This is a genomic window from Sinorhizobium fredii (genome assembly GCF_002944405.1).
Classification (GTDB): domain Bacteria; phylum Pseudomonadota; class Alphaproteobacteria; order Rhizobiales; family Rhizobiaceae; genus Sinorhizobium; species Sinorhizobium fredii_C.
Map to the genome: position 1 here is coordinate 902,321 of NZ_CP024307.1, position 25,219 is coordinate 927,539.

At 63.4% G+C, this 25,219-nt stretch carries 28 protein-coding genes; 19 read left to right on the top strand and 9 right to left on the bottom strand.

The window, feature by feature from the left end:
* The first annotated feature begins 41 nt into the window (after positions 1-41).
* The 6 genes from NXT3_RS04280 (at position 42) to NXT3_RS04305 (ending at position 4,187) form a co-directional block, all read left to right on the top strand.
* The gene (locus NXT3_RS04280; protein ID WP_083853826.1) at positions 42-1,223 is read left to right on the top strand and encodes a cell wall hydrolase; all 1,182 of its coding nucleotides are present in this window, start codon (positions 42-44) and stop codon (positions 1,221-1,223) included.
* 288 nt (positions 1,224-1,511) lie between these two features.
* Positions 1,512-1,871 carry an AtpZ/AtpI family protein gene (locus NXT3_RS04285; RefSeq protein WP_097526388.1) on the top strand — a complete coding sequence of 120 codons (360 nt, stop codon included), beginning with the start codon at positions 1,512-1,514 and terminating at the stop codon, positions 1,869-1,871.
* 59 nt (positions 1,872-1,930) lie between these two features.
* A complete protein-coding gene (locus NXT3_RS04290) occupies positions 1,931-2,683 on the top strand; it encodes a F0F1 ATP synthase subunit A (protein WP_037413299.1) in 753 nt (250 codons plus the stop codon).
* A gap of 84 nt (positions 2,684-2,767) precedes the next feature.
* Positions 2,768-2,995, top strand: a complete 228-nt coding sequence (locus tag NXT3_RS04295; protein ID WP_026612986.1) for a F0F1 ATP synthase subunit C — start codon at positions 2,768-2,770, stop codon at positions 2,993-2,995.
* Positions 2,996-3,070: 75 nt separating this feature from the next.
* The gene (locus NXT3_RS04300; protein ID WP_037413300.1) at positions 3,071-3,688 is read left to right on the top strand and encodes a F0F1 ATP synthase subunit B; all 618 of its coding nucleotides are present in this window, start codon (positions 3,071-3,073) and stop codon (positions 3,686-3,688) included.
* A gap of 13 nt (positions 3,689-3,701) precedes the next feature.
* Positions 3,702-4,187: a F0F1 ATP synthase subunit B gene (locus NXT3_RS04305; RefSeq protein WP_037413301.1), complete on the top strand. Its 486-nt coding sequence runs from the start codon at positions 3,702-3,704 to the stop codon at positions 4,185-4,187.
* Between the two features lie 85 nt (positions 4,188-4,272).
* Here NXT3_RS04305 and NXT3_RS04310 read toward each other — a convergent pair whose 3' ends face one another.
* Complete coding sequence (locus NXT3_RS04310) at positions 4,273-4,971, bottom strand: ribonuclease HII (protein ID WP_104838837.1); 699 nt, start codon at positions 4,969-4,971, stop codon at positions 4,273-4,275.
* Positions 4,972-5,248: 277 nt separating this feature from the next.
* Positions 5,249-6,406 carry a PA0069 family radical SAM protein gene (locus NXT3_RS04315; protein WP_104838838.1) on the bottom strand — a complete coding sequence of 386 codons (1,158 nt, stop codon included), beginning with the start codon at positions 6,404-6,406 and terminating at the stop codon, positions 5,249-5,251.
* 174 nt (positions 6,407-6,580) lie between these two features.
* Here NXT3_RS04315 and NXT3_RS04320 point away from each other — a divergent pair, with 174 nt between their 5' ends.
* The gene (locus tag NXT3_RS04320; protein WP_104838839.1) at positions 6,581-7,117 is read left to right on the top strand and encodes a glycosyltransferase family protein; all 537 of its coding nucleotides are present in this window, start codon (positions 6,581-6,583) and stop codon (positions 7,115-7,117) included.
* A 282-nt stretch (positions 7,118-7,399) separates the two neighbouring features.
* Here the strand turns inward: NXT3_RS04320 and moaB are convergent, their stop codons facing one another.
* From moaB to NXT3_RS04340, 4 genes are all read right to left on the bottom strand, one after another.
* Positions 7,400-7,942, bottom strand: coding sequence for a molybdenum cofactor biosynthesis protein B (moaB, locus tag NXT3_RS04325; protein WP_037413305.1), 543 nt, complete (start codon positions 7,940-7,942; stop codon positions 7,400-7,402).
* 2 nt (positions 7,943-7,944) lie between these two features.
* Entirely contained in the window at positions 7,945-8,856 is a 912-nt protein-coding gene (locus NXT3_RS04330; protein WP_104838840.1) for a 4-(cytidine 5'-diphospho)-2-C-methyl-D-erythritol kinase, read from the bottom strand.
* 4 nt (positions 8,857-8,860) lie between these two features.
* Complete coding sequence (locus NXT3_RS04335; RefSeq protein ID WP_037413308.1) at positions 8,861-10,693, bottom strand: tetratricopeptide repeat protein; 1,833 nt, start codon at positions 10,691-10,693, stop codon at positions 8,861-8,863.
* A gap of 164 nt (positions 10,694-10,857) precedes the next feature.
* Positions 10,858-11,874 (bottom strand): polyprenyl synthetase family protein, encoded by a 1,017-nt coding sequence (locus NXT3_RS04340; RefSeq protein WP_037413309.1) that lies wholly within the window; start codon positions 11,872-11,874, stop codon positions 10,858-10,860.
* 111 nt (positions 11,875-11,985) lie between these two features.
* Between NXT3_RS04340 and NXT3_RS04345 the strand changes: the two genes are divergently transcribed.
* The 5 genes from NXT3_RS04345 to NXT3_RS04365 all read left to right on the top strand — a co-directional run bounded on the left by NXT3_RS04345 (position 11,986) and on the right by NXT3_RS04365 (position 15,354).
* Positions 11,986-12,207, top strand: a complete 222-nt coding sequence (locus NXT3_RS04345; protein ID WP_037413311.1) for a putative signal transducing protein — start codon at positions 11,986-11,988, stop codon at positions 12,205-12,207.
* 49 nt (positions 12,208-12,256) lie between these two features.
* The gene (locus NXT3_RS04350; protein WP_104838841.1) at positions 12,257-13,039 is read left to right on the top strand and encodes a tRNA1(Val) (adenine(37)-N6)-methyltransferase; all 783 of its coding nucleotides are present in this window, start codon (positions 12,257-12,259) and stop codon (positions 13,037-13,039) included.
* A 78-nt stretch (positions 13,040-13,117) separates the two neighbouring features.
* Entirely contained in the window at positions 13,118-13,984 is an 867-nt protein-coding gene (locus NXT3_RS04355) for a S49 family peptidase (protein WP_037413314.1), read from the top strand.
* A gap of 107 nt (positions 13,985-14,091) precedes the next feature.
* Positions 14,092-14,283 carry a hypothetical protein gene (locus tag NXT3_RS04360; protein ID WP_037413316.1) on the top strand — a complete coding sequence of 64 codons (192 nt, stop codon included), beginning with the start codon at positions 14,092-14,094 and terminating at the stop codon, positions 14,281-14,283.
* A 108-nt stretch (positions 14,284-14,391) separates the two neighbouring features.
* Positions 14,392-15,354 carry a glycine--tRNA ligase subunit alpha gene (locus NXT3_RS04365; RefSeq protein ID WP_037413317.1) on the top strand — a complete coding sequence of 321 codons (963 nt, stop codon included), beginning with the start codon at positions 14,392-14,394 and terminating at the stop codon, positions 15,352-15,354.
* On the opposite strand, the gene NXT3_RS04370 is transcribed toward NXT3_RS04365, so the two are convergent.
* Positions 15,355-15,684, bottom strand: a complete 330-nt coding sequence (locus NXT3_RS04370; RefSeq protein WP_234819781.1) for a hypothetical protein — start codon at positions 15,682-15,684, stop codon at positions 15,355-15,357.
* Positions 15,685-15,930: 246 nt separating this feature from the next.
* Between NXT3_RS04370 and NXT3_RS04375 the strand changes: the two genes are divergently transcribed.
* The 7 genes from NXT3_RS04375 (at position 15,931) to NXT3_RS04405 (ending at position 23,241) form a co-directional block, all read left to right on the top strand.
* Positions 15,931-16,479, top strand: a complete 549-nt coding sequence (locus tag NXT3_RS04375) for a LemA family protein (RefSeq protein WP_097526321.1) — start codon at positions 15,931-15,933, stop codon at positions 16,477-16,479.
* 24 nt (positions 16,480-16,503) lie between these two features.
* Complete coding sequence (locus NXT3_RS04380) at positions 16,504-18,441, top strand: DUF2207 domain-containing protein (RefSeq protein WP_104838842.1); 1,938 nt, start codon at positions 16,504-16,506, stop codon at positions 18,439-18,441.
* 89 nt (positions 18,442-18,530) lie between these two features.
* On the top strand, positions 18,531-20,696 hold the full coding sequence (gene glyS / locus NXT3_RS04385; RefSeq protein ID WP_104838843.1) for a glycine--tRNA ligase subunit beta: 2,166 nt from the start codon (positions 18,531-18,533) through the stop codon (positions 20,694-20,696).
* A 62-nt stretch (positions 20,697-20,758) separates the two neighbouring features.
* Positions 20,759-21,640 carry an AraC family transcriptional regulator gene (locus NXT3_RS04390; RefSeq protein ID WP_104839930.1) on the top strand — a complete coding sequence of 294 codons (882 nt, stop codon included), beginning with the start codon at positions 20,759-20,761 and terminating at the stop codon, positions 21,638-21,640.
* Positions 21,641-21,716: 76 nt separating this feature from the next.
* Positions 21,717-22,094, top strand: a complete 378-nt coding sequence (locus NXT3_RS04395; RefSeq protein ID WP_097539266.1) for a cupin domain-containing protein — start codon at positions 21,717-21,719, stop codon at positions 22,092-22,094.
* 4 nt (positions 22,095-22,098) lie between these two features.
* Entirely contained in the window at positions 22,099-22,710 is a 612-nt protein-coding gene (locus tag NXT3_RS04400; protein WP_199773324.1) for a LysE family translocator, read from the top strand.
* 24 nt (positions 22,711-22,734) lie between these two features.
* Positions 22,735-23,241 carry a 2-thiouracil desulfurase family protein gene (locus tag NXT3_RS04405; RefSeq protein ID WP_037413325.1) on the top strand — a complete coding sequence of 169 codons (507 nt, stop codon included), beginning with the start codon at positions 22,735-22,737 and terminating at the stop codon, positions 23,239-23,241.
* Positions 23,242-23,351: 110 nt separating this feature from the next.
* Here NXT3_RS04405 and NXT3_RS04410 read toward each other — a convergent pair whose 3' ends face one another.
* The gene (locus tag NXT3_RS04410; protein ID WP_104838844.1) at positions 23,352-23,831 is read right to left on the bottom strand and encodes a plant virulence effector HPE1-like domain-containing protein; all 480 of its coding nucleotides are present in this window, start codon (positions 23,829-23,831) and stop codon (positions 23,352-23,354) included.
* A 101-nt stretch (positions 23,832-23,932) separates the two neighbouring features.
* A complete protein-coding gene (gene purD, locus NXT3_RS04415; protein WP_104838845.1) occupies positions 23,933-25,204 on the bottom strand; it encodes a phosphoribosylamine--glycine ligase in 1,272 nt (423 codons plus the stop codon).
* Between the last annotated feature and the right edge of the window lie 15 nt (positions 25,205-25,219).

The following is a 25,219-nucleotide window of genomic DNA, read 5'->3' on the forward strand; positions in this document are numbered from 1 at the left end:
TTGCGAGAACGCGTGCGCCAGTAAGATTTGCGTGGAGCGGTATGATGCGTAGGAGTAAGCAGTCGCGTCGCAAGTTTCGCCTGTCCTTCTCCGCCTGGCGCGCCCCGGCCATCATCGGCCTCGCCATTTTCTTAGGCTTTCCGTCGGTCGCTGCCTATTCCGATCTCGCCACCTTTCTTTCTGGCATCAACCGGGGCGGCGAGCGTTGGCGCATGTATCTGACCCGGTCGCCGGCCGGATCGCTTCACGACGTCGACATGGTGTTTGCCGATCCGATCACGACCGGCGGGCTCGACGGCGGCGCCGGCATGACGCTCTCCGATGGCAGGCGCGTGGCCCTGACGGCCGAATCGAAGCATCAGGGCGGAACTCCCGACGAGGACCGCGTCACCCGCAAGCTGAAGAAGGGCCGAATCGTCGCCGTCACGCCGGTAACGCCGCCGAAGGACTTCAGCGCCGGCTCGATCCTGAAGCGCACGAGCTTCCTGATGGAGCCTGATTTCGACGGGGCGGAGAAGATGGCCTTCGCCAAGCCGAAGATCATTGGCAAGGAGATCGAGATCGCCACGGCCTTCTACCGCAGGAAGCCGCCGCGGCCGGACCCGGGCGTTTCGCCCATGCTTGCCAAGCTCGTGACCAACCGCGATGCCGACATCCTCGCCACTGCCTACGTCCGGCCGGAGCCGGACTATGCGCGTGAATCGCCTTTCGATTCGATCCTTCGCCAAGACAAGAACGGTGGACGGTTCATCCCGGACATCTCCCCCGACGATCATGCCTGGGCGGCGACGGCCTTGCCGGCGACGGTGTTCGGCAAGGAGGAGCAGACCTGTCTTGCCGAAGGCATCTACTTCGAGGCGCGCAGCGAATCGGTGAAGGGGCAGGCGGCAGTCGCCCAAGTGATTCTCAACCGGGTGCGCAATCCCACCTACCCGAAGACCATCTGCGGCGTCGTCTATCAGAACAAGGCCTGGCGCAACCGCTGCCAGTTCTCCTTCGCCTGCGACATGATCCGTGATCTCATCTATTCGCGTTCGCATTGGAAGACCGCAAAGGAGGTCGCGATGGCGGTCACCGCCGGAAAGATCTGGCTCCCGGAAGTCGGTTCTGCGACACACTACCATGCCACCTATGTGAAGCCCGCCTGGGCGAAGACCATGAAACGCGTGGGACAGATCGGTCTGCACATCTTCTATCGGACCTATGGCGGCGGCTGGAGTTGATCGGCCACAGGATTCCGCACAAGTCACGCCTGTGAGGCGAAGAGCGGCTCCGATGAATGAGGGCGATTCCCGGTGCAGCTTTGTCGCAGGTGCCGCAAATTTCCATTAAGCCGTTGAAAAACCTGACAAACATTGTCCACCCTCTATGCCCCCGCATGCCTTGACTATGCGGGTGCCTAAAACTATGTTGCGCGCGACTTCAAATGGGGCCGAACCGTGGCTTGAGCACCGGCCGTTTGTATGACCGAGATCGCGTTCGACCGCGTGGGGCTGCAAAAGGGGAGCCATGTGACGGAGAAGCCGGAAGAAAGTCTGGAAGCGCGGCTGAAGCGCCTTGGCGAGGACATCGCGTCGAAGCGCGTGGATGTTTCGGACGAGGCGGAGGTTCGAAGCGCGGAGAGCCGCAAAGGCTACGCAGCAGCGATGAAGCTCTCCAGCGAGTTCATCGCCGGCATCGTGGTCGGGGCATTCCTGGGCTATCTTTTGGACCATTTTGCGGGTACAGGGCCGTGGGGCATGATCGTCCTCCTGCTTCTCGGTTTCTGTGCCGGTGTTTTGAATGTGCTGCGTTCTGCCGGTCTGGTGGCGACACCCGACCAGCGCGGAGGCGGTACTGATGATAGCAAGAAGGACGGTGACGGCGCCTGAGGCGCCGACCGGAAAACACGGTTTCCGCTTGCGGGCGGGCAGAACGAAAGAGAAGCGCGGTGTCAAACGATCCGACCCACCAGTTCCTGGTCAACAAGATTGTCCCGATCGAGATTGGCGGAATTGACTTTTCCTTCACCAATGCGTCGCTGTTCATGGTGGCGACCGTCGGTGCTGCCGCGGGCTTTCTCTACCTGACGACTTCTCAGCGCGGCGTCATCCCAACGCGCATGCAGTCGGTTTCTGAACTGTCCTACGAGTTCATCGCCTCGATGCTTCGCGAAGGGGCGGGCAGCCATGGGATGAAGTTCTTCCCGATGGTCTTCTCGCTGTTCATGTTCATCCTGACGGCGAACCTGCTCGGCATGTTCCCGTATTTCTTCACCGTCACCAGCCAGATCATCGTGACTTTCGCTCTCGCCGTCTTCGTGATCGGCACGGTCCTGCTCTACGGCTTTTACAAGCATGGTCTGGGCTTTCTCAAGCTCTTCGTGCCGCACGGCGTGCCGGGCGCGTTGCTGCCGCTCGTGGTGTCGATCGAAGTCATCTCTTTCCTATCCCGGCCCATCAGCCTCTCGGTCCGTCTCTTCGCAAACATGCTGGCCGGCCATATCACGCTGAAGGTCTTCGCAGGCTTCGTCGCCTCGCTCAGCGCTTTCGGTGCGCTCGGCATCGGTGGCGCGATCCTGCCGCTCATCATGACCGTCGCTCTCACCGGTCTTGAGTTCCTCGTCGCCTTCCTCCAGGCCTATGTCTTTGCGGTACTGACCTGCATGTACCTCAACGACGCTGTCCACCCGGGAAGCCACTAAGGAATAACAGTCGCTCGCTTCCGGTCGGCTTCAGCCGCCCGGGGCGCAAATCCTAAGCCGCAACACCATTCGAAGGAGTCAATCATGGACGCGGAAGCAGCAAAGTTCTTGGGTGCAGGTCTTGCATGCCTTGGTATGGCCGGCACGGCTCTCGGCCTCGGCAACATCTTCGGCAACTATCTCGCTGGCGCTCTGCGCAATCCGTCGGCTGCTGACGGCCAGTTCGGCCGCCTCGTATTCGGCTTCGCCGTTACGGAAGCTCTGGGCATCTTCTCGCTGCTCGTAGCCCTGCTCCTCCTCTTCGCCGTCTAATAACGGCTGAAGCTTCGGCCGCGGTCCCTCGGGTTCGCGGCCGCGCATATCTTTAAGTGCACCTTGGAGGTGAGCATGTTTGTGACCGCGGCCTATGCCCAGCAGTCAACCACCACTGAAGGCGCCGAAGCACACGATGCCCCTGCGGCCGGTGAGGTGCACACCGAAACGGGTGTGGCCCACGAAGGCGAGCATGGTTCCGGCGTGTTCCCGCCCTTCGATTCGACTCATTTCGCTTCGCAGCTGCTCTGGCTGGCGATCACCTTCGGGCTTTTCTATCTCCTGATGTCGAAGGTCATCATTCCGCGCATTGGCGGGATTCTCGCAAAGCGCCATGACCGCATCGCCCACGATCTCGATGAAGCCTCCCGCTTAAAGGGCCAGGCCGATGCCGCGATCGCTTCCTACGAGCAGGAACTGGCGAATGCCAAGGCCGAGGGCCACTCGATTGCCGACACGGCCCGCGAAGACGCCAAGAGCAAGGCGAATGCCGACCGCGCGGCCGTGGAGGCCGAGCTCACAAAGAAGATTACCGCTGCCGAAGCGCGCATCGCCGAGATCAAATCCAAGGCGCTTGCCGATGTCGGCGCTATCGCCGAGGAGACGGCCACGGCCGTCGTCAAACAATTGATTGGCGGCAACGTCACGAAGACCGAGATCGCTGCGGCGGTCAAGGCGTCAGCCGGCAACTGAGGGGCAGGGAACAATGGCACTTGATGCGACTTTCTACGCCCTCGTCGGCCTGATCCTCTTCTTCGCTCTCATCGCCTATCTGAAGGTGCCGGGCAAGATCGCCGAAGCGCTCGACGCGCGTGCCGACAAGATCGGCAACGAACTTGCGGAAGCCAAGCGCCTGCGCGAGGAAGCCCAGGCCCTGGTTGCCGAATACCAGCGCAAGCGCAAGGATGCCGAGGCGGAAGCCGCCAACATCGTCGCTGCCGCCCAGCGCGAGGCGGAGATGCTGGCGGCGGAAGCCAGGCAGAAGACCGAGGACTACGTCACCCGCCGTACGGCCCTTTCCGAACAGAAGATCAAGCAGGCCGAAAGCGACGCAATCAACGCGGTTCGCGCGGCAGCCGTCGATCTCGCGATCAGCGCAGCCGAGAAAGTGCTTGCGACCAAGACCGACGCGAGCGCACAGGACGCCCTCTTCCAGAAGGCGCTCGGCGAGGTCAAGGGACGCCTGAACTAAGCTCCGAATTTACACTTCGCGCATTAAGAGCCCTGCTTCGGCGGGGCTTTTTCTTTGGCACGGGCACTAGAGAAGGGGTTCTTCGTCAGGAACTGACTTCGAGCGGTTCGGCGCTCATTGCCATGGGTTGCTCTTGCTCCTGCCGAAACGGGCGGAAGCTCATCCGATGCAGCGAACACGGTCCATGGCTGTCGATGGCGTTCCGGTGCCGGACCGTGGCATAGCCTGCGTGCATGGCAAAGCCGTATGCGGGAAAGGTCGCGTCGGCGCGGGCCATCATGCGATCGCGGGTGACCTTCGCGACGATGGAGGCGGCAGCGATCGACACGGAGCGGGAATCGCCCTTGATGATCGCCTTCGCGTGGCAGGCGAGGCCCTGCGGAACGTCGCGGCCGTCGATGAGTGCGAAGCGCGCCGCCACGGACAGGCCGTCGATCGCGCGGCGCATGGCGTCGAGGCTTGCCTTGAGGATGTCGGTTGCGTCGATATGTGCCGCCGAGGACGAGGCGATCGACACGGTCGCCGTCGCCATGATCTCGTTGAACAAGGCCTCGCGCTGCTCGGCCGTCAGCAGTTTGCTGTCGTTGAGACCGGCCGGCACGGCCTCGGAATCGAGGATGACGGCTGCTGCCACCACCGGACCTGCAAGCGGGCCGCGGCCGGCTTCGTCGGCGCCGGCGACCGGCCAAAAACCATCCCGCTTGGCGGCGATTTCGAAGCTGAAGTCCGGAAGCACCGGCTCAAGTTGAAAAAGCGGGGAATCGGGCGACTTGCGACGTGACATGCGGGGGACCCTCGCATATTCGCCCGATTCCCTTCAAGCCCCCCGGTACGTGTGCGGCGGTAAACCGGGAGGAAAGCCAGCGCCATCCTGAGGCAAGGGTGGCGCCGGAACTGAATATGAGATGAGAGGGTCTTTTCGCTCCCCCACACATTCGCGGCTCGTCTCGCACCCTCCTAACGCGCGTCGCGTTCAAACGCATTCACGCGGCGCGCTTTAGGTCTTTGTTTTTGTGCATGTCGTCATCCCAAAACCGCTGCACACTTTTGGGCGACATGCATTAAAGCAGCGACAGCTGCACTCCCATTCCCAGCGGCGGCACGAAGAGATCGTGCCGCAATTGGCGACGGGTGAGGTTGAGCTCCAGGCGCTTGGCGGCAAGTTCGAAGCGGCGGCCGATCTGCCAGGCATAGGGACCGGCGCCCTTCATCCGCTTGCCGAACTCGGCGTCATAATCCTTGCCGCCGCGCATCGAGCGGACGAGCGACATCACGTGTCTGTAGCGGTCCGGATAGTTTCTGAGCAGCCAGTCACGGAAGAGCGGGCTAACTTCCAGCGGCAGCCGTAGGAGAACGTAGCTTGCTTCCGTAGCGCCCGCCGTTTTCGCGGCATCGAGCACCCGCTCTATCTCATGATCGTTGAGAGCGGGAATGATTGGTGCCACCATCACGCCGGCGGGAATGCCTACTTCAGAGATCGCGCGAATGGCTTCGAGCCGCTTTGGCGGTGTCGATGCCCGCGGCTCCATGGCACGCGCCAGCTTGCGGTCGAGGGTGGTCACGGAAATGCCGACGCGCGCCAGACCTTTTTCCGCCATCGGTGCGAGGAGATCGATGTCGCGCGTCACCAGGGCCGACTTGGTAACGATCATCACCGGGTGATTGGCGGCCTTCAGCACCTCGAGGATCTGGCGCATGATGCGCCACTCTTTCTCGATCGGCTGATAGGGATCCGTGTTGGTGCCGATCGCGATCGGCCGCACCTTATAATCCGGCCTCGCCAATTCCCGTTCCAGCAAGCGGGGCGCGTCCGGCTTGGCGAAGAGCTTCGATTCGAAATCAAGCCCCGCCGAGAGCCCCATATAGGCATGCGTCGGCCGCGCGAAACAGTAGATGCAGCCGTGCTCGCAGCCTCTGTAAGGATTGATGGAACGATCGAAGGAGATGTCCGGCGACTCGTTGCGGGTGATGACGTTGCGGGGTTTTTCGACCTGAACTTCCGTCCTGAACGGCGGCAATTCCTCAAGCGTCTGCCAGCCGTCGTCGAACACTTCGCGCGTCCGCGGTTCGAAACGTCCGCTCATGTTGAGGGCGGCACCGCGTCCCCGCCGACGATCGACGTCTATTCTGGCACCCGTACCGGTGACGATCGCTTCAGCCAGCTCTGCGCTATTGGCGGGCGCAAAGGCACCCTGCCTGAGTTGAGACAGCTCGGTCATGGAAATCTCCTCGGAACCGATTTGCGACTTCGTTCCGCTCTGATTATTTTCCTAGCGCATCGAAACGAACAAAGCAAGAACAAATATCGCTGTAGGGTCGGGAATGGCCGAGGGAAGCAGCTAACCTCCCTTAAGAATTATGGTATTTGATGCAGCTATGCGCTAGGAGACGGTATGCTGACGATCATAATGGAGACACGCGACAACGAGGCGGAACTCGCGCAGACCTTGTCCGTGCTCGTCGCCGGGGCCGTCGAGGGGCTCGTCAGCGACGTGATCATTTTGGATCACGGCTCGAGAGATGGCTCGGTACACGTCGCCGATGCGGCCGGCTGCCGCTTCTGCGCCGAATGGGACCTCGCCGATGTGGTCCGTTCCGCGCGCGGTGATTGGCTGATGCTGCTCGAGCCGGGGGCCCGTCCGATAGGGCGCTGGGTGGACGAACTCATCGAATATCTGGCGCTCAACAAGGATCCGGCCCGGTTTTCACCATCGCGCATGCACAGGCGTCCGTTCTTCAAGCGCTTGTCGCAACGGGCCGCGCCGCTTGAAACCGGGTTTCTGCTGCGCAAGCAGGATGCCGTGGCTGTCGCGCGTGCCGATATGCAGCTCAGCGACATCGCCAATGCCCGGGTAGTCCGCAAGCTGGCGACCGAAATCGTTCCGGCCTGGGTTGCTCTCGGCAATCGATCTTTGGCCGCGCCTATTTGAAACAGTCCAAGTGCTGCAGCCACACAAGAGGGAAGTGCCTTGCGGCACCCCCTGAAACGATTCTCAAATGACCTTGCCTAGGAAAGGGCTTGCCATGCTGCTCCATCTCCTTGTGGTGGGGCATCATGTCGTATGACTCTCTAGCTCTTTCCACGGGGAAAACGGAAAGAGGCGTCTTCGCTTCGCCTTGTACGAATGCTCGCTAGGTGCATTGTTCCGGTGAGCTGACGAGTAGCAATCTAGCGAGTTCAACCATGCGTGGCTGTTCCAAACGGAACAGGGTCAGCCGCGTTTCAGGTGTTCGTCCAGCCGGGGCATGATCTCAACGAAGTTGCAGGGCATGTGCCGGTAGTCGAGCTGCTGTTTCAGGATTCCGTCCCAGGCGTCCTTGCAGGCGCCGGGCGAGCCGGGCAACACGAAGATAAAAGTGGCATTAGCAACGCCGGCCGTTGCCCGCGATTGAATTGTCGACGTGCCGATCTTGTCGTAGGAGATCCGGTGAAACACTTCCGAGAACCCATCCATACGTTTCTCGAATAGCGGCTCCAGCGCTTCGGGCGTCACGTCTCGGCCGGTGAAGCCGGTCCCGCCGGTGGTGATGACGACGTCGATCGCCGCATCCAGCGTCCAGGCCTTTACCTGATCGTAGATCTTCTGGCGGTCGTCGGGCACGATTGCGCGCGCTTCGAGCCGATGTCCGGCGTCGCGGATGCGTGCCTCGAGCGTGTCGCCCGACTTGTCGTCGGCGCGCGTGCGGGTATCGGAAACCGTGAGGACCGCGACCCGAACCGGAATGAAGGAACGTGTTTCGTCGATGCCGGGCATACCTAATCTCTCATCCCCGCGGTTCGGGTAGCGTGAACGTACCACTCGGCATGACCGGCGGAAATGCGCTGTGCCGCCGCAGCCGCCCTTTCGTCGCTGTCGAAGAGGCCGAAGCAGGTGGCGCCCGAACCGGACATACGCACCAATTTGGCTTCTGCGGCTCGCAACGCAGCCGACACCCCCTCTATCGTCGGCTCCAGGGTTTGCGCCGGTCGCTCCAGATCGTTGCGCATACCGGCAAGCGCCGTCAGCCAGTCCGCCGCCGTGCGGGCGCCTTGCGGAAGGGTGAGGGGAGGGTTGCGCTTCTCGGCGAGCATCCGGAAGATGACCGGGGTCGAGACGGCAACGAGCGGATTGACGAGGACGATCGCAAAGGACGGCAGATCGGCAAGCGGGGCAAGCTCTTCGCCGATCCCCCGCGCAAGCAGCGGCCCGCCGTCGAGACACATGGGCACATCGGCACCAAGTTCGAGCGCGAGCTCCGCGAGCCTTTCCGGGGCGATCTCTGCTCTCCACAGGGAAAGCAGCCCCCGTAGCGTCGCAGCCGCGTCCGCCGAGCCTCCGCCGATGCCCGACGCGATCGGCAGGTTCTTCTCCAGGTGCAGATGCACGGGCCCCGCAGCATCGCCGCGTCCGGTCAGCTCCCGCCGCAAGAGGTCGCGGGCCCGCAGCACTAGATTGCCCGTACTGCCTTCCGCCGAAACCGGCAGATCGCGCGCGAAGGGACCAGACAGAGTGAAGCGGTCGGCATCCGCCGGCGAGAATGCCACCCGGTCGCCGCACTCCGCAAAAGTGACGACGCTTTCCAGACGATGATGTCCGTCGGCGCGCTGACCGACGACATGCAGTGCGAGATTGATCTTGGCCGGCGCCACGCGGGTCAGCGCGAAGCCGGCGATGCCATCCGCCTGCATGCCGTCAGGATTTCTTGTCCGGCGCGGCAAGCTCAGGGCCCGGCTTTTTCGGCAGCGTCTCCTTGGCGTCCGCCGCGGCTGGAACGTTCTGCTTGAGCGGCGGCAGGCCCTTCTCGATCTTGGCCTTGATCTTCGGAACTTCCGCTTCCTCGGGCTTCATTTCGAGAGCCTGGTTCCACTGGAAGACGGCCTCGAGCTTGCGACCGACCCGCCAATAAGCATCGCCGAGATGGTCGTTGATCGTCGGGTCGCCGGCCATCAGCTCGGCGGCGCGCTCCAATTCGGTCACCGCCTCGTCGAAGCGGTTCATGCGGAAATAGGCCCATCCGAGCGAGTCGACGATGTAACCGTCGTCGGGCTTCAGCTCGACCGCCTTGCGGATCATCTCCAAGCCCTTGTCGAGGTTGATGTTCATGTCGACCCACGAATAGCCGAGATAGTTCAGGACCTGCGGCTGGTTCGGATTGAGCTCAAGCGCCTTCAGGAAATTCGGCTCCGCCTTCGCCCAGACCTTCTGCCGCTCATAGGCGATCCCCCTCTGGAAGAACACCGTCCAATCGCTGCGCTTCGGCACCGGGCCGATGGCCTCGACGGCGCGGTCGTAAAGCTCGCCCATTTCCTTGTAGGCCTTGGCGTCGGAAAGCACGCTGCCATAGGCGAGATAGTTGCGGATGTTCTTCGGATCGACTTCGATCAGCGCCTGCAGGTGCTTCTTCGCCTCGTCGACCTTGCCGACGTCGGCCAGCGCCAGGCCGAGCTGAAGCTCGGAGATGCGGCGCATCGGGGAATCTGCCGGCACGCTCTTGTAAAGCGCGATCGCCTCTTCCTGCTTCTTCAGATTTTCGGCGATGCCGCCGAGCATGACCAGGATATCGGCGCTTTCCGGATCCAGGTGGCGGGCGGTCTGAAGATAAAGCGTGACGATGTCTTCCGCTCCCTCGCGGTTGAGGGCGCCGCCGATCGAGAAGAGGACGGCGGCAGCCCCTTGCGCGGCGTTGCGCACCTGTTGTTCCTGGTGCTCGCCCTTTTCGATGCTCTCCCTGAGCGCCTCGAGTGGCGTGTAGTTGTTGACCATGCTCTCGCCGACGGCAACCGTATCCAGCGCCTTCTGCTTGTTGCCCTCGCGGGCCTCGAAGCGGGCCAGCGCCTCGACCGCGCGCATGAACGTATCCGGTGCGGCACTGCCGCCTTCCCGGTCGAGAATGGCGTCGTTCAGCCTGGCACGGGCGGTTGCCTTGTCGCCGGCCACAAGGGCGATCGCGCCGGCGTGATAGTTCTTGAACACCCGGAACCACTCCGGCCCTTCGAGCGCCTTGATCTGCGCGACGGCCTCCTTGGGCCTGCCCTGGCCGGCCCGCGCCCAGGAGGAGAGCAAAGTGCTCATCAGCCGATCGAGATCGTTCGGGCCCTGATAATTCAGGAGCTTCTGGGCGCTGCGATATTCGCGCTTGCGGATCGCCTCGATGGCCCGCACGGTCGTCGTGATCCGCTCGACGGCCGGATCGGCTTTCAACGCGTCGGCGATCTTGACCCCTTCATCGAACTTGCCGCTCATCAGCAGCGTGATCATCAGCCGCTGCTTGACCTCGGGATTGTCCGGTTCGAAGCGCAGGGCGATGCGGTAGAGCTCCGTCGCCGTTGCGAAGTCGCGATCGACGTCGGCCGTCCGTGCAGCCAGGAAGGCGCCGGCGAAGGTGTTGACGCTCCTCACGTCGAAAGGCCGGGCATCCTCTACGGCCGCCTTGTCTTCAGCGAAGGCCTGGTGGCTTCCGGTCACGCACAGAAGAGCCAGCATTGCCGCTCCGCCGAGCAGGCGAAGGAATGTATTATGCCGCATGTCAAACCTTTCGTTGCCGATCGTCTCGGCTCGCCGCGTCTCTGCTGGTTGTTCCGGAGTCGATCGCAAGTTGCCGAACGCAAGTCTTGAAGAATAGAATGGCTTTTTTGGCGCAACGCGGCAAGAAATTCCTCCCGCGGAGAATATTGCTCGTCGGCTGGCGCTCAGCTGAGCCGATCGATGCAGAAGTCGATCACCTCGATCAAGGCGGACTTCCAGGAAGAGGCCGGCAACGGCGCCAGAGCGTCGCGCGCAATCGTTCCATAGTGCTGGGCGCGGGCGATCGTGTCGGTCAATCCGCCGTAGCGGCGTATGAGGCCGAGGGCTTTGTCGAGGTTGGCCGCATCGCTGGCGCCGCCTTCGATCGCTTCGCGCCAGAAAGCTCGATCCTCCGGCGTGCCGCGCCGGTAGGAAAGGATGACCGGAAGGGTGATCTTTCCCTCGCGGAAGTCGTCGCCGACATTCTTGCCGAGATCGCTCGACGAGCCGCCATAGTCGAGAACGTCGTCGACCAGCTGGAAGGCGAGGCCGAGATTCATGCCGTAGGATTTCAGCGCATTGCGGTCGGACCGGCTGGCGCTCGCGACGATCGGTCCGACCTCCGCGGCGGCGGCAAAAAGCGCCGCGGTCTTGGCCCGGATGACCTGCAGGTAATCGTCTTCGGTTGTCTCCATGTTCTTGGCGACCGAGAGCTGCAGCACTTCGCCCTCGGCGATCACCGACGCGGCGGTCGACAGCACGTCGAGCGCGTCGAGCGAGCCGACGTCGACCATCATGCGGAACGCCTGGCCGAGCAGGAAGTCGCCTACGAGCACGCTCGCCTGATTGCCCCAGATCGTCCGCGCCGTCGACTTGCCGCGCCTAAGATTGCTTTCATCGACGACATCGTCGTGCAGCAGCGTCGCCGTATGCATGAACTCGACGCTTGTTGCGAGCTTGACATGGGCGTCGCCCTCGTAGCCGAACATCGAGGCTGCAGCGAGCGTCAGCATCGGCCGCAACCGCTTTCCGCCGGAGGAAATCAGGTGGTTGGCGACCTCCGGAATCATCTGCACGTCGGAGCCGGCTTTGGAGAGGATGAGCTGATTGACGCGCTCCATGTCGGACGCCGTCAGGTCGACGAGCGGCTTCACGGAAGCCTGTTTGTTTTTATTGTCTTCCAGCGGTATCACTACGCCCAACGCCCCGGACTCCTGCTTCGTTGTCGGGTCTGACAATAGAAAGCGGGACTTCGGGCGGCAAGAGGCGAATTGCCTCGCCCGGTGCAATTTAAGACGGGATCATTGAGACGAATGAAGGAATTGATCCGCACCAACGACGCCGTGCTGCTCTCCTTTGCGGAAAGCCTGATGAAGGATGCCGGCATTGCATGCCTGATTGCCGATCGGGACATGAGCATCCTCGAAGGCTCGCTCGGCCTCTTGCCACGCCGCTTTCTGGTGGCCGATGAGGACGCCGACAGAGCCCGGCGTATTCTCATCGATGCCGGCCTGGAAAAGGAACTGCGGCAATGACTCCCGGCCTGCCGGCCAGCGGCCGCCGGTTCGAGGCGTCGTTGCTGCAATGACGACGAGGACGACGACGGCGGAAACCGTGGACGCCTTTCACCGCGGGAAATTTCATCTGATCCAGCCGCTCGGCCAGGGCCATCGCTCCGGCATGGACGCGATGCTGCTTGCGGCACTCGTCTCGTGCGGGCGGCCGTGCCGCGTCGCTGATCTTGGTGCGGGCGCGGGTGCGGCCGGCATGGCGGTCGCCTCGCGGCTCGAAGAGGCAGAGGTCCTGCTCTTCGAGCGCTCGCCGATCATGGCGGACTTTGCCCGCCGCAGCCTTGCGCTGCCGGAGAACGCGCGCTTCGCGGCGCGGGTCGCGGTCCTCGAGGCGGATGTTTCGCTGAACGGCAAGGCGCGTGCCGCCGCCGGCCTTCCGGACGATGCCTTCGATCACGTGATCATGAACCCGCCGTTCAACGATGCGGCCGACCGCAGGACGCCCGATCGCCTCAAGGCGGAGGCGCATGCGATGAGCGACGATCTCTTCGAGACCTGGATCAAGACGGCCGGGGCGATCATGAAACCCGGCGGACAGCTTTCGCTGATCGCCCGTCCGGAATCGATCGCCGAGATCCTTGCCGCCTGCGGCCGCCGTTTTGGCGGCATCGAAATCACGCCGCTCCTGCCGCGTGCCGGCGAGAATGCGGTAAGGATCCTGGTGACGGCCATCAAGCAGAGTCGCAAGCGTTTGGTGCTTCGGGCGCCGCTGATCATGCATGCCGAAGGGGCGCACCGTTTCGCGCCGGAGGTCGATGATCTCAACAATGGCCGCGCCGCCTATCACCGCCGATGATTAACGGCAAGCGTGCCATTGCGTTTGCGGCGCCAATGCATACATGCAGGTTCGGGTTCGTATCGGGCAGGAGTTGAAATGGCCGGATTCTTCAGAAAACTGATGCCAAGGCGTTTTCGCAAGGACGGGGTTGCGATTCCGACGATCCGGCTTCACGGTACCATCATGTCCGGGGGCGGGCAGTTCCGTCCGGTCCTCAATCTCGGGACCGTGGCGCCCCTTCTGGAAAAGGCTTTCTCCGTCAAGGAGGCGCCCGCCGTTGCCATTTCCGTCAATTCGCCCGGCGGCTCGCCCGTCCAGTCGCGGCTGATCTATCAGCGCATCCGCGATCTTGCGGAGGAGAAGAAGAAGCGCGTGCTAATTTTCGTCGAGGACGTCGCTGCCTCGGGCGGCTACATGATCGCGCTCGCCGGCGACGAGATCATCGCCGATCCGAGTTCGATCGTCGGTTCGATCGGCGTCGTGTCCGGCGGCTTCGGCTTTCCGGAGCTCCTGAAGAAGGTCGGCGTCGAGCGGCGCGTCTATACCGCCGGCGAGAACAAGGTCGTGCTCGACCCGTTCCAGCCGGAAAAGGAGCGCGACGTCGAGTTCCTCAAGAGCCTCCAGTTGGACATCCACGATACCTTCATCCAATTGGTCAAGGCCCGCCGCGGCTCGCTGCTTGCCGACCATCCCGATATATTTTCGGGTCTGTTCTGGACCGGGCGCCGCGGCCAGGAACTGGGCCTCGTCGATGGTCTCGGCGACATGCGCGGCGAAGTGAGGCGGCGCTATGGTGAGAAAGCCCGCCTGGAGCTCATTCAGCCGAGCCGCAGCCTATTCGGACGCCGCCAGCCCGGCGCGGCGGTGGATGGATCGATCGCCGCCCCCTTGGCGGCCTCGGCCGCTGCCGGCCTTATCGAGGCAATTGAGGAAAGGGCGCTTTGGGCACGCTTCGGCCTATGAGAGAATGGCTCCGGCATCTGGTCAGACGTGCAAGGCCGCTGTAACAAAAGCTGCTGCATCTCCTGTCCGACATTCCGTCTGATCCAAGGAGGAGCAGAGGAGAACCCATGCCGCAGATCATTCTGCTCTTGATCATTGCCCTGATCGCCTGGATCGGCTACCGCAAGTTCATAGCTGATGCCAAAAGAGTGACGCGTCAACAGGAACGCTTGCGCCGGGAGCGCCAGACCGGGGCCAACGGGACGCTCATCAAGGATCCGGAAACCGGGGAATACCGCCTGAAGCGCGAGGACGAGTGAGGTCTGCCGAATTCGTCGACCGATCTGCCGTCCGGCCAAGGCGCTTGACCCTTGACCTGCGGCATGGCACCTGTCCCGGCAAGATTTCGATGAATTCGGACGTGATCCATGACCACTGCCTCCCTGCCGGACCATATGAACCCGAAGCGCTCCTTTCAGGCCCTGATCCTTACGCTGCACAACTACTGGGCCGACAAGGGCTGCGCCGTGCTTCAGCCCTATGACATGGAGGTTGGGGCCGGTACGTTCCATCCGGCGACGACGCTACGCGCGCTCGGGCCGAAGCCGTGGCGGGCGGCCTATGTCCAACCGTCGCGCCGCCCGACCGATGGCCGCTACGGCGAGAACCCCAACCGGCTCCAACACTACTACCAATATCAGGTTCTTCTGAAGCCGAATCCGTCCAACCTTCAGGAACTCTACCTCGGCTCGCTGGAAGCGATCGGCCTCGATCCGCTGCTGCACGACATCCGCTTCGTCGAGGACGATTGGGAAAGCCCGACGCTCGGCGCCTGGGGGCTTGGCTGGGAGTGCTGGTGCGACGGCATGGAAGTCTCGCAGTTCACCTATTTCCAGCAGGTCTGCGGCATCGAGTGCTCGCCGGTTTCCGGCGAGTTGACCTATGGCCTTGAGCGCCTGGCGATGTATGTCCAGGGCGTCGACAATGTCTACGACCTGAATTTCAACGGCCGCGAGGGTGCCGAGAAGATCACTTATGGCGACGTGTTCCTGCAGGCCGAGCAGGAATATTCGCGGCACAATTTCGAATATGCCAACACGGCGATGCTGCATCAGCACTTCATCGACGCCGAGAAGGAGTGCATGGCGCTGCTCGCCGCCGGCGCGCCCGGCGACGCCAGCAACAACCGCCTGCACAAATGCGTTCTCCCCGCCTATGACCAGTGCATCAAGGCGAGCCACGTCTTCAATCTCTTGGATGCCCGCGGCGTCATCTCCGTGACCGAACGGCAGAGCTATATCCTGCGGGTGCGCACGCTTGCCAAAGCCTGTGGAGAGGCCTTTCTGCTGACCGACGCTGGGGGTGCGAACGCAGCGAGAGACGCGGCCTGATCAGGCGAGCCTGATCTTTCGGCCGCATGGCATGGTGGCGTGCCTCTTCTCGGAGGTCCGCGCGCCGGAAGCCGACACCATGTTCTGCAGGCAAAAGAACTCGCTGCCATCGAGCCGCCACATCGGCTCCAGCCTCATCGAGGCGCTGTTCGTCAACTCGCCGGCATAGATCTGTAATGCGCGGCGAACGCCGGTCGGCCTCTCGACCGGGGCTGCGCTCGCATGGGCAGCGAAGAGCGCCGTAAAGGCGACAACGTTGATGAAAGTGGCGAGCGAGCCCATGGTCCTGTCTGCGTGCTGTGGTTGTTTGATGATCTGAGTATCGGCCATCGGCGGCCATCGTGCCGTTACCCGCGGAACAACTCGGTGCCTGGCGACGTCGCTACATCGAGAAGGGGCAAGGCGGCGCTTTTGACAGGCCCCGGCTGGTGGTCGGCAATCGTGCGGATGAGCCGGTTCGGCCGCGGACATGCCTTGGAATTGGAGCGGGGAAATCTGCGCATTTTGCCTGCGCGTCCAGTATCTCGCAGGCGGAGTCGGTGTTAACCTCCCGCGGGTTTCGAAGGAGGGCATTTCATGATCGGGCTGGCAATCGGGGTCGCCGTGATCCTGTACCTGGTGTTCGTCTACAACGGCCTCGTCAAGGCGCGGCAGATGGCGGAAGAGGCCTGGTCCGGCATCGACGTGCAGTTGAAGCGCCGCGCCGACCTCATCCCCAACCTGATCGAGACGGTGAAGGGCTATGCGGCACACGAGAAGACGACGCTCGAGGAAGTCGTCGCCCTGCGCAACCGGGCCCAGGCTGTCCCCGAGGGCGATGTCGCCGCGCGAGCGGCAGCCGAGGGGGCGCTCTCGCAGGCGCTCGGCCGTGTCTTTGCGCTCGCAGAAGCCTATCCGGATCTGAAGGCGAATGAGAACTTCGCCGAGCTACAGGGCTCGCTGGAAACGATCGAAGGCGAGATCCAGATGTCGCGCCGCTATTACAACGGTGCCGCCCGGGACCTCAACGTCAAGGTCGAAAGCTTCCCGTCCAACCTGATCGCCAGCGCTTTCCGCTTTGCCAAGGCCAGCTATTTCGAGATCACCAACGAAGCGGATCGCGCCGTGCCGTCGGTCAAGTTTTGAGACGGTCCGGAAGAGGAAATCCCGATGAAGCGGCTTCTGGCGGCGCTTTCTTTCGTGCTTATCGTGCTCGCCGCATCGTGCCCGGCTGCGGCGGAAGAGATCATCTCGTCCTATCATTCGGTCATCGACGTCGCCAAGGACGGCACCCTCACGGTGACCGAAACGATAACCGCGAATGTCGAGGGCAAACAGATCCGCCGCGGCATCTATCGTGACTTTCCGCTAACCTTTATCGACCCGAACGGCCGCCGCGTCCGGGCGGATTTCAAGCTCGTATCCGTCGAACGTGATGGCGAGCAGGAGGAGTACCGGACCGAATCGATCAGCGACGGCATCCGCATCTATACCGGCAATGCCGAGGTCTTCCTGCCGCGCGGCGAGCATATATTTCAGATCACCTATGAGACCGGCCGCCAGATACGCTTCTTCAACGATCACGACGAGCTCTACTGGAACGTCACCGGTACCGGATGGGCCTTCCCGATCGAGGAGGCGACCGCCACCGTGACTCTGCCGGATGGCGTCGTGGCCCAGGCGCTCGACGTCTTTACCGGCGGCTACGGCGCCACCGGCAAGGACGCGCGCGCGGTCGAGGAGGGAGGCGAGGTCTTCTTTGCCACCACGCGCAGGCTTCGACCGCAGGAGGGCCTGACCATCGCGATCAAGCTGCCGAAGGGCAGCATCGACCAGCCGAGTGCCTCCCAGCAGAACATCTGGTGGCTGCGCGACCACCTGGCGCTTGTCATCGCCGGCGCCGGCCTTGTCGTCGTGAGCCTCTATTACGGGCGGGCCTGGCTGCTCGTCGGGCGCGATCCCGCCCGCGGCGTGATGGTTCCGCGCTGGGATCCGCCGGACGGCATTTCGCCGGCCCTCGTCAATTACATCGACAACAAGGGATTTTCCGGCGAGGGCTGGACGGCGCTCTCGGCTGCGGTGCTCGACCTGGCGGTGAAGGGATATGTCGTCCTCGACGATCTGAAGAGTGCCATCGTCGTCTCGGCGACGGGCAAGAGCGGCGGTGAAAAGCTCCCGGCGGGCGAGGCGGCGCTGATGAAGGCGGTCAAGGCGGCCGGCGGCACGCTCAAGATCGATCGGGCGAACGGCAAGGCGGTGGCAGCCGCCGGTTCCAGCTTCCGCAGCGCCATGGAGCGCGAGCACCGCGGCAAATACTACCGGGCCAATATCGGCTACATCATCGGTGGCGCGGTGCTTTCGATCGTTGCGCTGGCGGGGCTTTTCATCTTCGGCCACCTCAGCGAAGAGACCATTCCCTTTCTCATCGTCCCGGTGTTTTTCGCCGTGTTCGTCTCCGGTTTTGCCGTTTCGGTCGGCAAGTCCCTGAGGCGCGGAGCGAGCCTCATGCGGCGCATCCTGTCGATCGTCGCGCTGGCCTTCATCGGTTTCGTCCTGTTCGCCGTCTTTTCGAGCATTCTGGCGGTCCTCTTCATTTCGGCAACCGAACCGGACGACCTGCCGCTGTTTTTCGCGGTCGGCGGCATCGTGCTCGTCAACGGCCTCTTCTATTACCTGATGGGAGCGCCGACGCCGCTCGGCAGCCGGATGATGGACGGTATTGATGGGCTCCGGCAATATATGACGCTTGCCGAGCAGGATCGGCTGAACATGCAGGGCGCGCCGGAAATGTCGCCGCGGCATTTCGAGACGCTATTGCCCTATGCTGTGGCGCTCGGCGTCGAGAAGCCATGGACCGAGGCGTTCGATCGTTGGCTGCTGGCGGCAGCCGGAGGGGCGGCAGCCGCCGCCTACCAGCCGAGCTGGTATCAGGGCGATTCTTTCGGCCCCGGATCTTTCTCCGACACGATCGGCGGCTTCGCCGGCTCGATGGCCGATACCATGACGTCATCGCTGCCGCCTCCGCCCAAGAGTTCGTCCTCCGGCTTCTCTTCCGGCGGCGGCTTTTCCGGCGGCGGCGGTGGTGGTGGCGGTGGCGGCGGCTGGTAGGAGGCCAATTTCCTCGCCGCACTTGATGACATTTTCGCCCCGGCTTGCTAAGTCGAGCCACCCACCGGAATAGAACAAAGTCTCGATTGATGCCCGATCTTCTTATTGAACTGCGCTCCGAAGAAATCCCTGCCCGCATGCAGCGCAAGGCGGCCGGCGACCTGAAGAAGCTCGTGACTGACGCACTGGTCGAGGCGGGCCTCACCTATGAGGGGGCACGCGAATATTGGACGCCGCGGCGGCTGACGCTCGACATCCGCGGCCTCAATGCGCGCTCCGCCGATGTCCGCGAGGAGCGCAAGGGGCCGCGCACCGACGCCAACGCGAAGGCGATCGAAGGCTTTCTGCGTGCCGCGGGCCTCTCCTCCATCAGCGAGGCCCATGTCCACAGCGATCCGAAGAAAGGCGAATTCTACGTCGCCCATATCGTCAAGCCGGGCCGCGACGCGGAAGACATCATCGCCGAGGTGATGCCCACGATCATTCGCGACTTCCCCTGGCCGAAGTCCATGCGCTCCGGTGCCGCCTCCGCGAGGCCGGGCAGCTTGCGCTGGGTGCGGCCCCTGCAATCGGTCATATGCACCTTCGGGGCTGAAACCGAGGAGACAAGGGTCATTCCCTTCGAGGTCGACGGCATAGTCGCCTCGAACGTCACCTACGGCCACCGCTTTCACGCACCCGAGGCGATCACCGTGCGCCGCTTCGCCGACTATGCCGACAAGCTCGAAAAGGCGAAGGTCGTGCTCGACGCCGAGCGCCGCAAGGAGATCATCGGCGCTGACGCGCGTAACGTCGCCTTTGCCAACGGGCTCGAATTGGTCGAGGACGAGGGCCTGCTTGAGGAAGTGGCAGGTCTCGTCGAATGGCCGAGGGTGCTGATGGGAAGCTTCGAGGAGAGCTATCTCGAGATTCCCTCCGAGATCATCCGGCTGACGATCAAGACCAATCAGAAATGTTTCGTGACCCGGCAGCCGGGCGCGGAAACGCTGTCGAACCGGTTCATCCTCGTTTCGAATATCGAGGCGAAGGACGGCGGCAGGGAAATCGTCCACGGCAACGGCAAGGTTGTGCGAGCGCGCCTCTCCGACGCGGCGCACTTCTGGAAACGCGACCAGGGCGATTTGCCGGATCTCGAGACGCTGAAGCCGTCCGCCGAAAAATTCGGGCTCGATCTTCAGAAGCCGCTCGACCAGCGCATGGCCAAGCTCGACGCGCTGAACGTCACCTTCCATGCCAAGCTCGGAACGCAGGGCGAGCGCGTCCTCCGCATCCGTTCGATCGCCTTGGCGCTTGCCGAGGTCACCGGCGCCGACCAGGCTCTGGTGGCGCGCGCCGCCGTGCTTGCCAAGGCGGATCTGCGCACCGAGGCCGTCGGCGAGTTTCCCGAGCTGCAGGGCATCATGGGCCACAAATACGCGGTTCTGCAGGGCGAGGACGCGGCGGTCTCCAATGCGATCGAGGACCATTACAAGCCGCAAGGTCCCTCCGACCGGGTGCCGACCGATCCCGTGGCGGTGGCGGTTGCGCTTGCCGACAAGCTCGATACGCTCGTCGGCTTCTGGGCGATCGACGAGAAGCCGACCGGCTCGAAGGATCCCTATGCGCTGCGGCGTGCCGCACTCGGCGTCATCCGGCTCGTTCTCGAAGGCAAGGCGCGTCTGCCGCTGCTGCCGTTCTTCGACATCGCGCTGAAAGCCCAGAGGGCGCAGCGCCCCGAACTGGCCGGCGATATTGCCGCAGACCTTCTCGCCTTCTTCCATGATCGCCTGAAGGTCTATCTGCGCGATCTCGGGGCGCGCTACGACCTGATCGACGCGGTGTTGACGTCGGATGCGGACGACCTGTTGATGATCGCGCGCCGTGTCGAAGCACTCACTGCCTTCATCACGGCCGAGGAGGGCAGGAACCTGCTTGCCGGCACCAAGCGCGCCACGCAGATCCTCGCGGCCGAAGAGAAGAAGGGCACCGAAGTCGCAGACGCGGTGGACGAGAAACTTTTCAGCCTCGATGCGGAGCGGACCCTGCACGCTTCGATCAAGCTTGCCGCCGGCGATGCGCGCGAAGCGATCGTCAAGGAGGATTTCCGCTCCGCCATGGCGGCGCTCTCCAAATTGCGCGAGCCGGTCGATGTGTTTTTCAACGACGTGCTCGTCAATGACGAGGACAAGGCGATCCGTGCCAACCGGCTGGCGCTCCTGGGGCTGATCCGCTCGGCGACCGGCGAGGTTGCGGACTTTTCGAAGATTTCCGGATAGGTGCTTTCGGTTGGGCTGAGGTGCCTGTCGACAACCGACAGGCGCTTCCCTATCTGTGCAGGATGACGAACCACCATCCGAGCGCAGGTGCAGGTGCCATCGAGCCTCCGGGCCTGAGCCGACGTGGCGACTGGATCGCCCTCGCCGAGGATGCGGTTCCCTTCGAGCGCATCGAAGCCTTCTTTGCCGGACGGGCCTACGAGCCGCACCGCCACGATACCTATGGCGTCGGCCAGACGCTTACAGGCGTTCAGAGTTTTCGTTATCGCGGCGCGGAGCGCACCAGCCTTCCCGGCGCAACGATGGTGCTGCATCCCGACGAATTGCATGACGGCCAGGCCGGTGCCGAGGAAGGATTCCGCTACCGGATGATCTATATCGAGCCGGCCGCCATCCAGGCGGTGCTCGGCGGCCGGCCGTTGCCGTTCATAAAAGGCGGCATCTCGTCCGATCCGCGCCTGTTCGCCGCGGTTCACGCTCTCTTGCCGGCGACGGACACCCGCATCGATGCCCTGGAGTTCGAAGACGGCCTCTTCGAGCTTGCCCATGCGCTCGAGGCGGCTGCGGGCGGCCATGCAAAGCCTGGCGGGGCGCTCGACTATGGCGCCGCCGAACGCGCGCGCCTCTACCTCGATGATCTGCCCGAGGGAACCGTAACGCTTGAGCGTCTGGAGGCGATCAGCGGCCGGGATCGCTGGGGACTCAGCCGTGACTTCCGCCGGCTGTTCGGGACGAGCCCTTATCGTTATCTGGTGCAGCGGCGCCTCGATGCGGTGAAGGCCGACCTCCGGCGCGGTGTCGGGGCGGCTGAGGCCGCCCTTGCTGCCGGATTTGCCGATCAGGCGCATATGAGCCGCCATTTCAAGAAGGCCTTCGGCGTCTCGCCGGGCCGTTGGCTGCGCATGGCGGGGCCGGCGCCTTTAGAAATCCCGCCGCGCACCTGATTCCTGCACGATCGTTCAAGACCCCGGTTGCCTGAACTGCTGTAGTCCCGGCCGAAACAGCCTGAGGAACGCAGCCATGACCCTATCCAGCATCTACGCGCCGATCAATTTTGCCGAGAAGCTCACGAAGTTCGCCGATCAGTGGCAGCCGCGCGTAATCGCCGAACTCAACGACTACCAGTTTAAGATCGTCCGTATCGAGGGCGATTTCATCTGGCACGATCATCCTGAAACCGACGAGGCCTTCATCGTTCTTGACGGCACGCTCCGGATCGACTTCCGCGACGGTTCGGTCACGCTCGGCCCCGGCGAAATGTACATCGTCCCCAAGGGCGTCGAACACAAGCCCTATGCGGCAAGTGAGGTGAAGATGCTGCTCATCGAGCCGAGGGGAACGGTAAACACCGGGCAGTCGGGCGGCGAACGCACCGCTGCGAGTGACATGTGGATCTGATGCGATGGTCCGTGACCTCGCGCTTCTTGCACTTGCGGCCCTGCCGCTGATGGGCAGCCCCGGCCCGGCGACGCTCAGCCTCGCCGGCATGGCGGCGGCCCACGGTGTCGTCCGCAGCTTCCGCTATGCCGCCGGCATCAACACAGGCACGATTGCCGTCGTTCTGCTGATCGCGACGGGAACGACTGCGATCGTTCTCGGCCTGCCGGGGATGAAGACGGCAACAATGGTCCTTGCCGGGCTCTACATGCTTTACCTTGCCTGGCGCATTGCGACCGCGCCGCCGGTCGGCTCCGGTGAGCAAGGATCGCACCGTCCCTCGTTCCTCGGCGGCTTTGCACTGGCGATCGCCAACCCCAAGGCCTACGGGGCGATCGGCTCGCTCTATGTGGGAAGCCTTGTCGAAGCACAGCAGGGGGCATACACGACCGCTGCAAAAGTCCTGGTCCTGGCGATCGTCGCGGTAACGGTGAACACGACCTGGCTTGCCTTCGGCGCGGCCATTGCAGCGGCTTTGCGGGATCCGCGGAAGGCGCGGATAGCCAACATCGTTTTTGCACTTCTGCTGCTTCTATCGCTTGCTCCGCTGCTGCTCAGCTCGCCCCTTGAGCGTTAGCACCCGGAGGTCTATGAACGCGCCATGACCGCCAAGATCCTCGTCAGCGCCTGTCTCATGGGCCATGCTGTGCGCTATGACGGCGCAGCGAAACCGCTCCGTCATCCGGCGATCGAGCAGTGGCGCGCGGAGGGGCGGCTCGTGACGCTCTGTCCCGAGATGTCGGCAGGCATGCCGGTTCCGCGGCCGCCGGCCGAGATCGAGGCAGGCAGGAGCGGTGCGGCCATCCTTTCCGGCGCCGGGCGGGTTGTCGAAAAGACCGGCGGCGATGTCACCGAGGCGTTTCGCCATGGTGCGGAAAACGCGCTCGCCCTGGCGCTTGCCACCAACTGTCGCTTCGCACTGCTGATCGACGGCAGCCCGTCCTGCGGCTCCAGCTTCGTCTATGACGGCAGCTTCAGCGGCGCGCGCGTCAAAGGCGAGGGGGTGACTGCCGCGCTTCTTCGCCAGAACGGCATCGAGGTTTTCTCCGACCGCGAAATCGAGATGCTTGTCGAGAGACTTGCCCGCGAGGATGAGGCCGTCCCATAAAAGATTACGCCCCTGCTTCTCTCAGGGGCGCAACCTTTCGCCATTGCAGCGAAACGCCCGTCAGCCTGAATATTTCGGCCGATGGGGCAGGGAACTCTATGTATATGGTGTCAATCTAATCTAAGTTCGAAGCCCGACGGATCAAATTCTTGTGAACCGCTGGCCGTCATCGAGGCGCTGACCGGCTCGGCGTGCGACACGACCCCGACCGCGGCGGTCTTTGCCGTCCGGTCGATGTCGGCGACTGCGGCGACTGTGGGCGCGGGGGCCGTCTTCATGGACGCGGCCCTGATGACGTCCTCCGAGGCCTTGTTGACGAAGACGACCGGCGATCCTCCGAGCCAGGCTTCGGTGCGGAGCGCCTTCATTTCGCCATCGATCTCCTTGAGCTCGAGCTTGGCGGTACCGGGTGCCAGCTCCGGCACGACATAGGAGGCCTTCTTCTTGGGTTGCAGCGGCGGGCACTGCGCGCAGGAAATCGTCGCGACGCTGGAATTGACGGCCGCTCCGGAGGCTACGTCCTCGACCGACGACGCTGCCGCCGTGCCGGCGGCAAATGTCAGGGCGGCGATGATCAGCAGTGAACGCATCGGTTTCTCCTCGAAAGTATCGAGGAGAAGAATACAAGTTCTCCCTTACCTTCCCGTCAGGAGAATTGGTAAAAATTGAATCACGCCGCGATCCCGGGCAATCACGCCTTCTCGCGTGCGAGCGCCCGCCAGCCGATGTCGCGGCGGTAGAAGCCGTTCTCCCAGGAAACGCTGTTCACGCCTGTATAGGCGGCGTTTTTTGCATCGCTGACGGTCCGTCCTAGCGCCGTGACGTTCAGCACGCGGCCCCCGGTCGCGACGAGGCGGCCGTCCTTGAGCGCAGTCCCCGCATGAAACACCCTTGTCGTGGCGGATGCCTCGGGCAGGGCCGCGATCGGCGTGTTCTTTTCATAGGCCCCCGGATAGCCGCGCGAGGCCATCACGACCGTCAAGGCCGCCCCGTCGTGCCATTCGGTCTCTTTGCCCGCGAGCGTTCCCGTCGCTGCCGCGTAGAGCAGTGGCAGGAGGTCGCTCTTCATGCGCATCATCAGCACCTGGCATTCCGGGTCGCCGAAGCGGACATTGTATTCGATGAGTTCCGGCCCCTTCGCCGTGATCATCAGGCCGGCGAAGAACACGCCCGTGAATGGATGCCCGCTTTCGGCCATGCCGCGCACGGTCGGCTCGATGATCTCCTTCATCGTCCGCTCGACCATCTCGGCCGTCATCACCGGAGCGGGCGAATAGGCGCCCATCCCGCCCGTGTTCGGTCCCGTATCGCCGTCGCCGACGCGCTTGTGATCCTGTGCCGAGGCAAGCGGCAGCACGGTCTCGCCGTCCGAGAGGCAAAAGAAGCTTGCCTCCTCGCCATCGAGATAGGCTTCGACGACGACCTCCGCCCCGGCGGAGCCGAAGGCGCCGGCGAAACACTCGTCGATGGCGGCGAGCGCCTCGTCGAGGGTCATCGCCACCGTGACACCCTTGCCGGCGGCGAGCCCGTCAGCCTTGATGACGATCGGAGCGCCCTGTTCGCGGACATAGGCCTTCGCGGGTTCGGCTTCGGTAAAGCGCCTATAGGCGCCGGTCGGGATCCCATACTTGGCACAAAGATCCTTGGTGAAGCCTTTGGAACCTTCGAGCTGGGCGGCAGCGGCAGAGGGGCCGAAGACGGCGATGTCGGCGGCACGGAGCACGTCCGCGAGGCCGGCGACGAGGGGGGCCTCCGGGCCGACCACCACAAAGTCGATCGCTTTCTCGCGGCAGAAGTCGACCACGGCTGCGTGGTCGTCGGTGTCGAGGGCGACGATCGTCGCCTCTTCGGCAATGCCGGGATTGCCGGGTGCCGCGTAAAGCGCGGTAAGCTGCGGCGACTGCGCGATTTTCCATGCAAGCGCGTGCTCGCGTCCGCCCGATCCGATCAGAAGAACCTTCATTGCCATCCCTGCCGT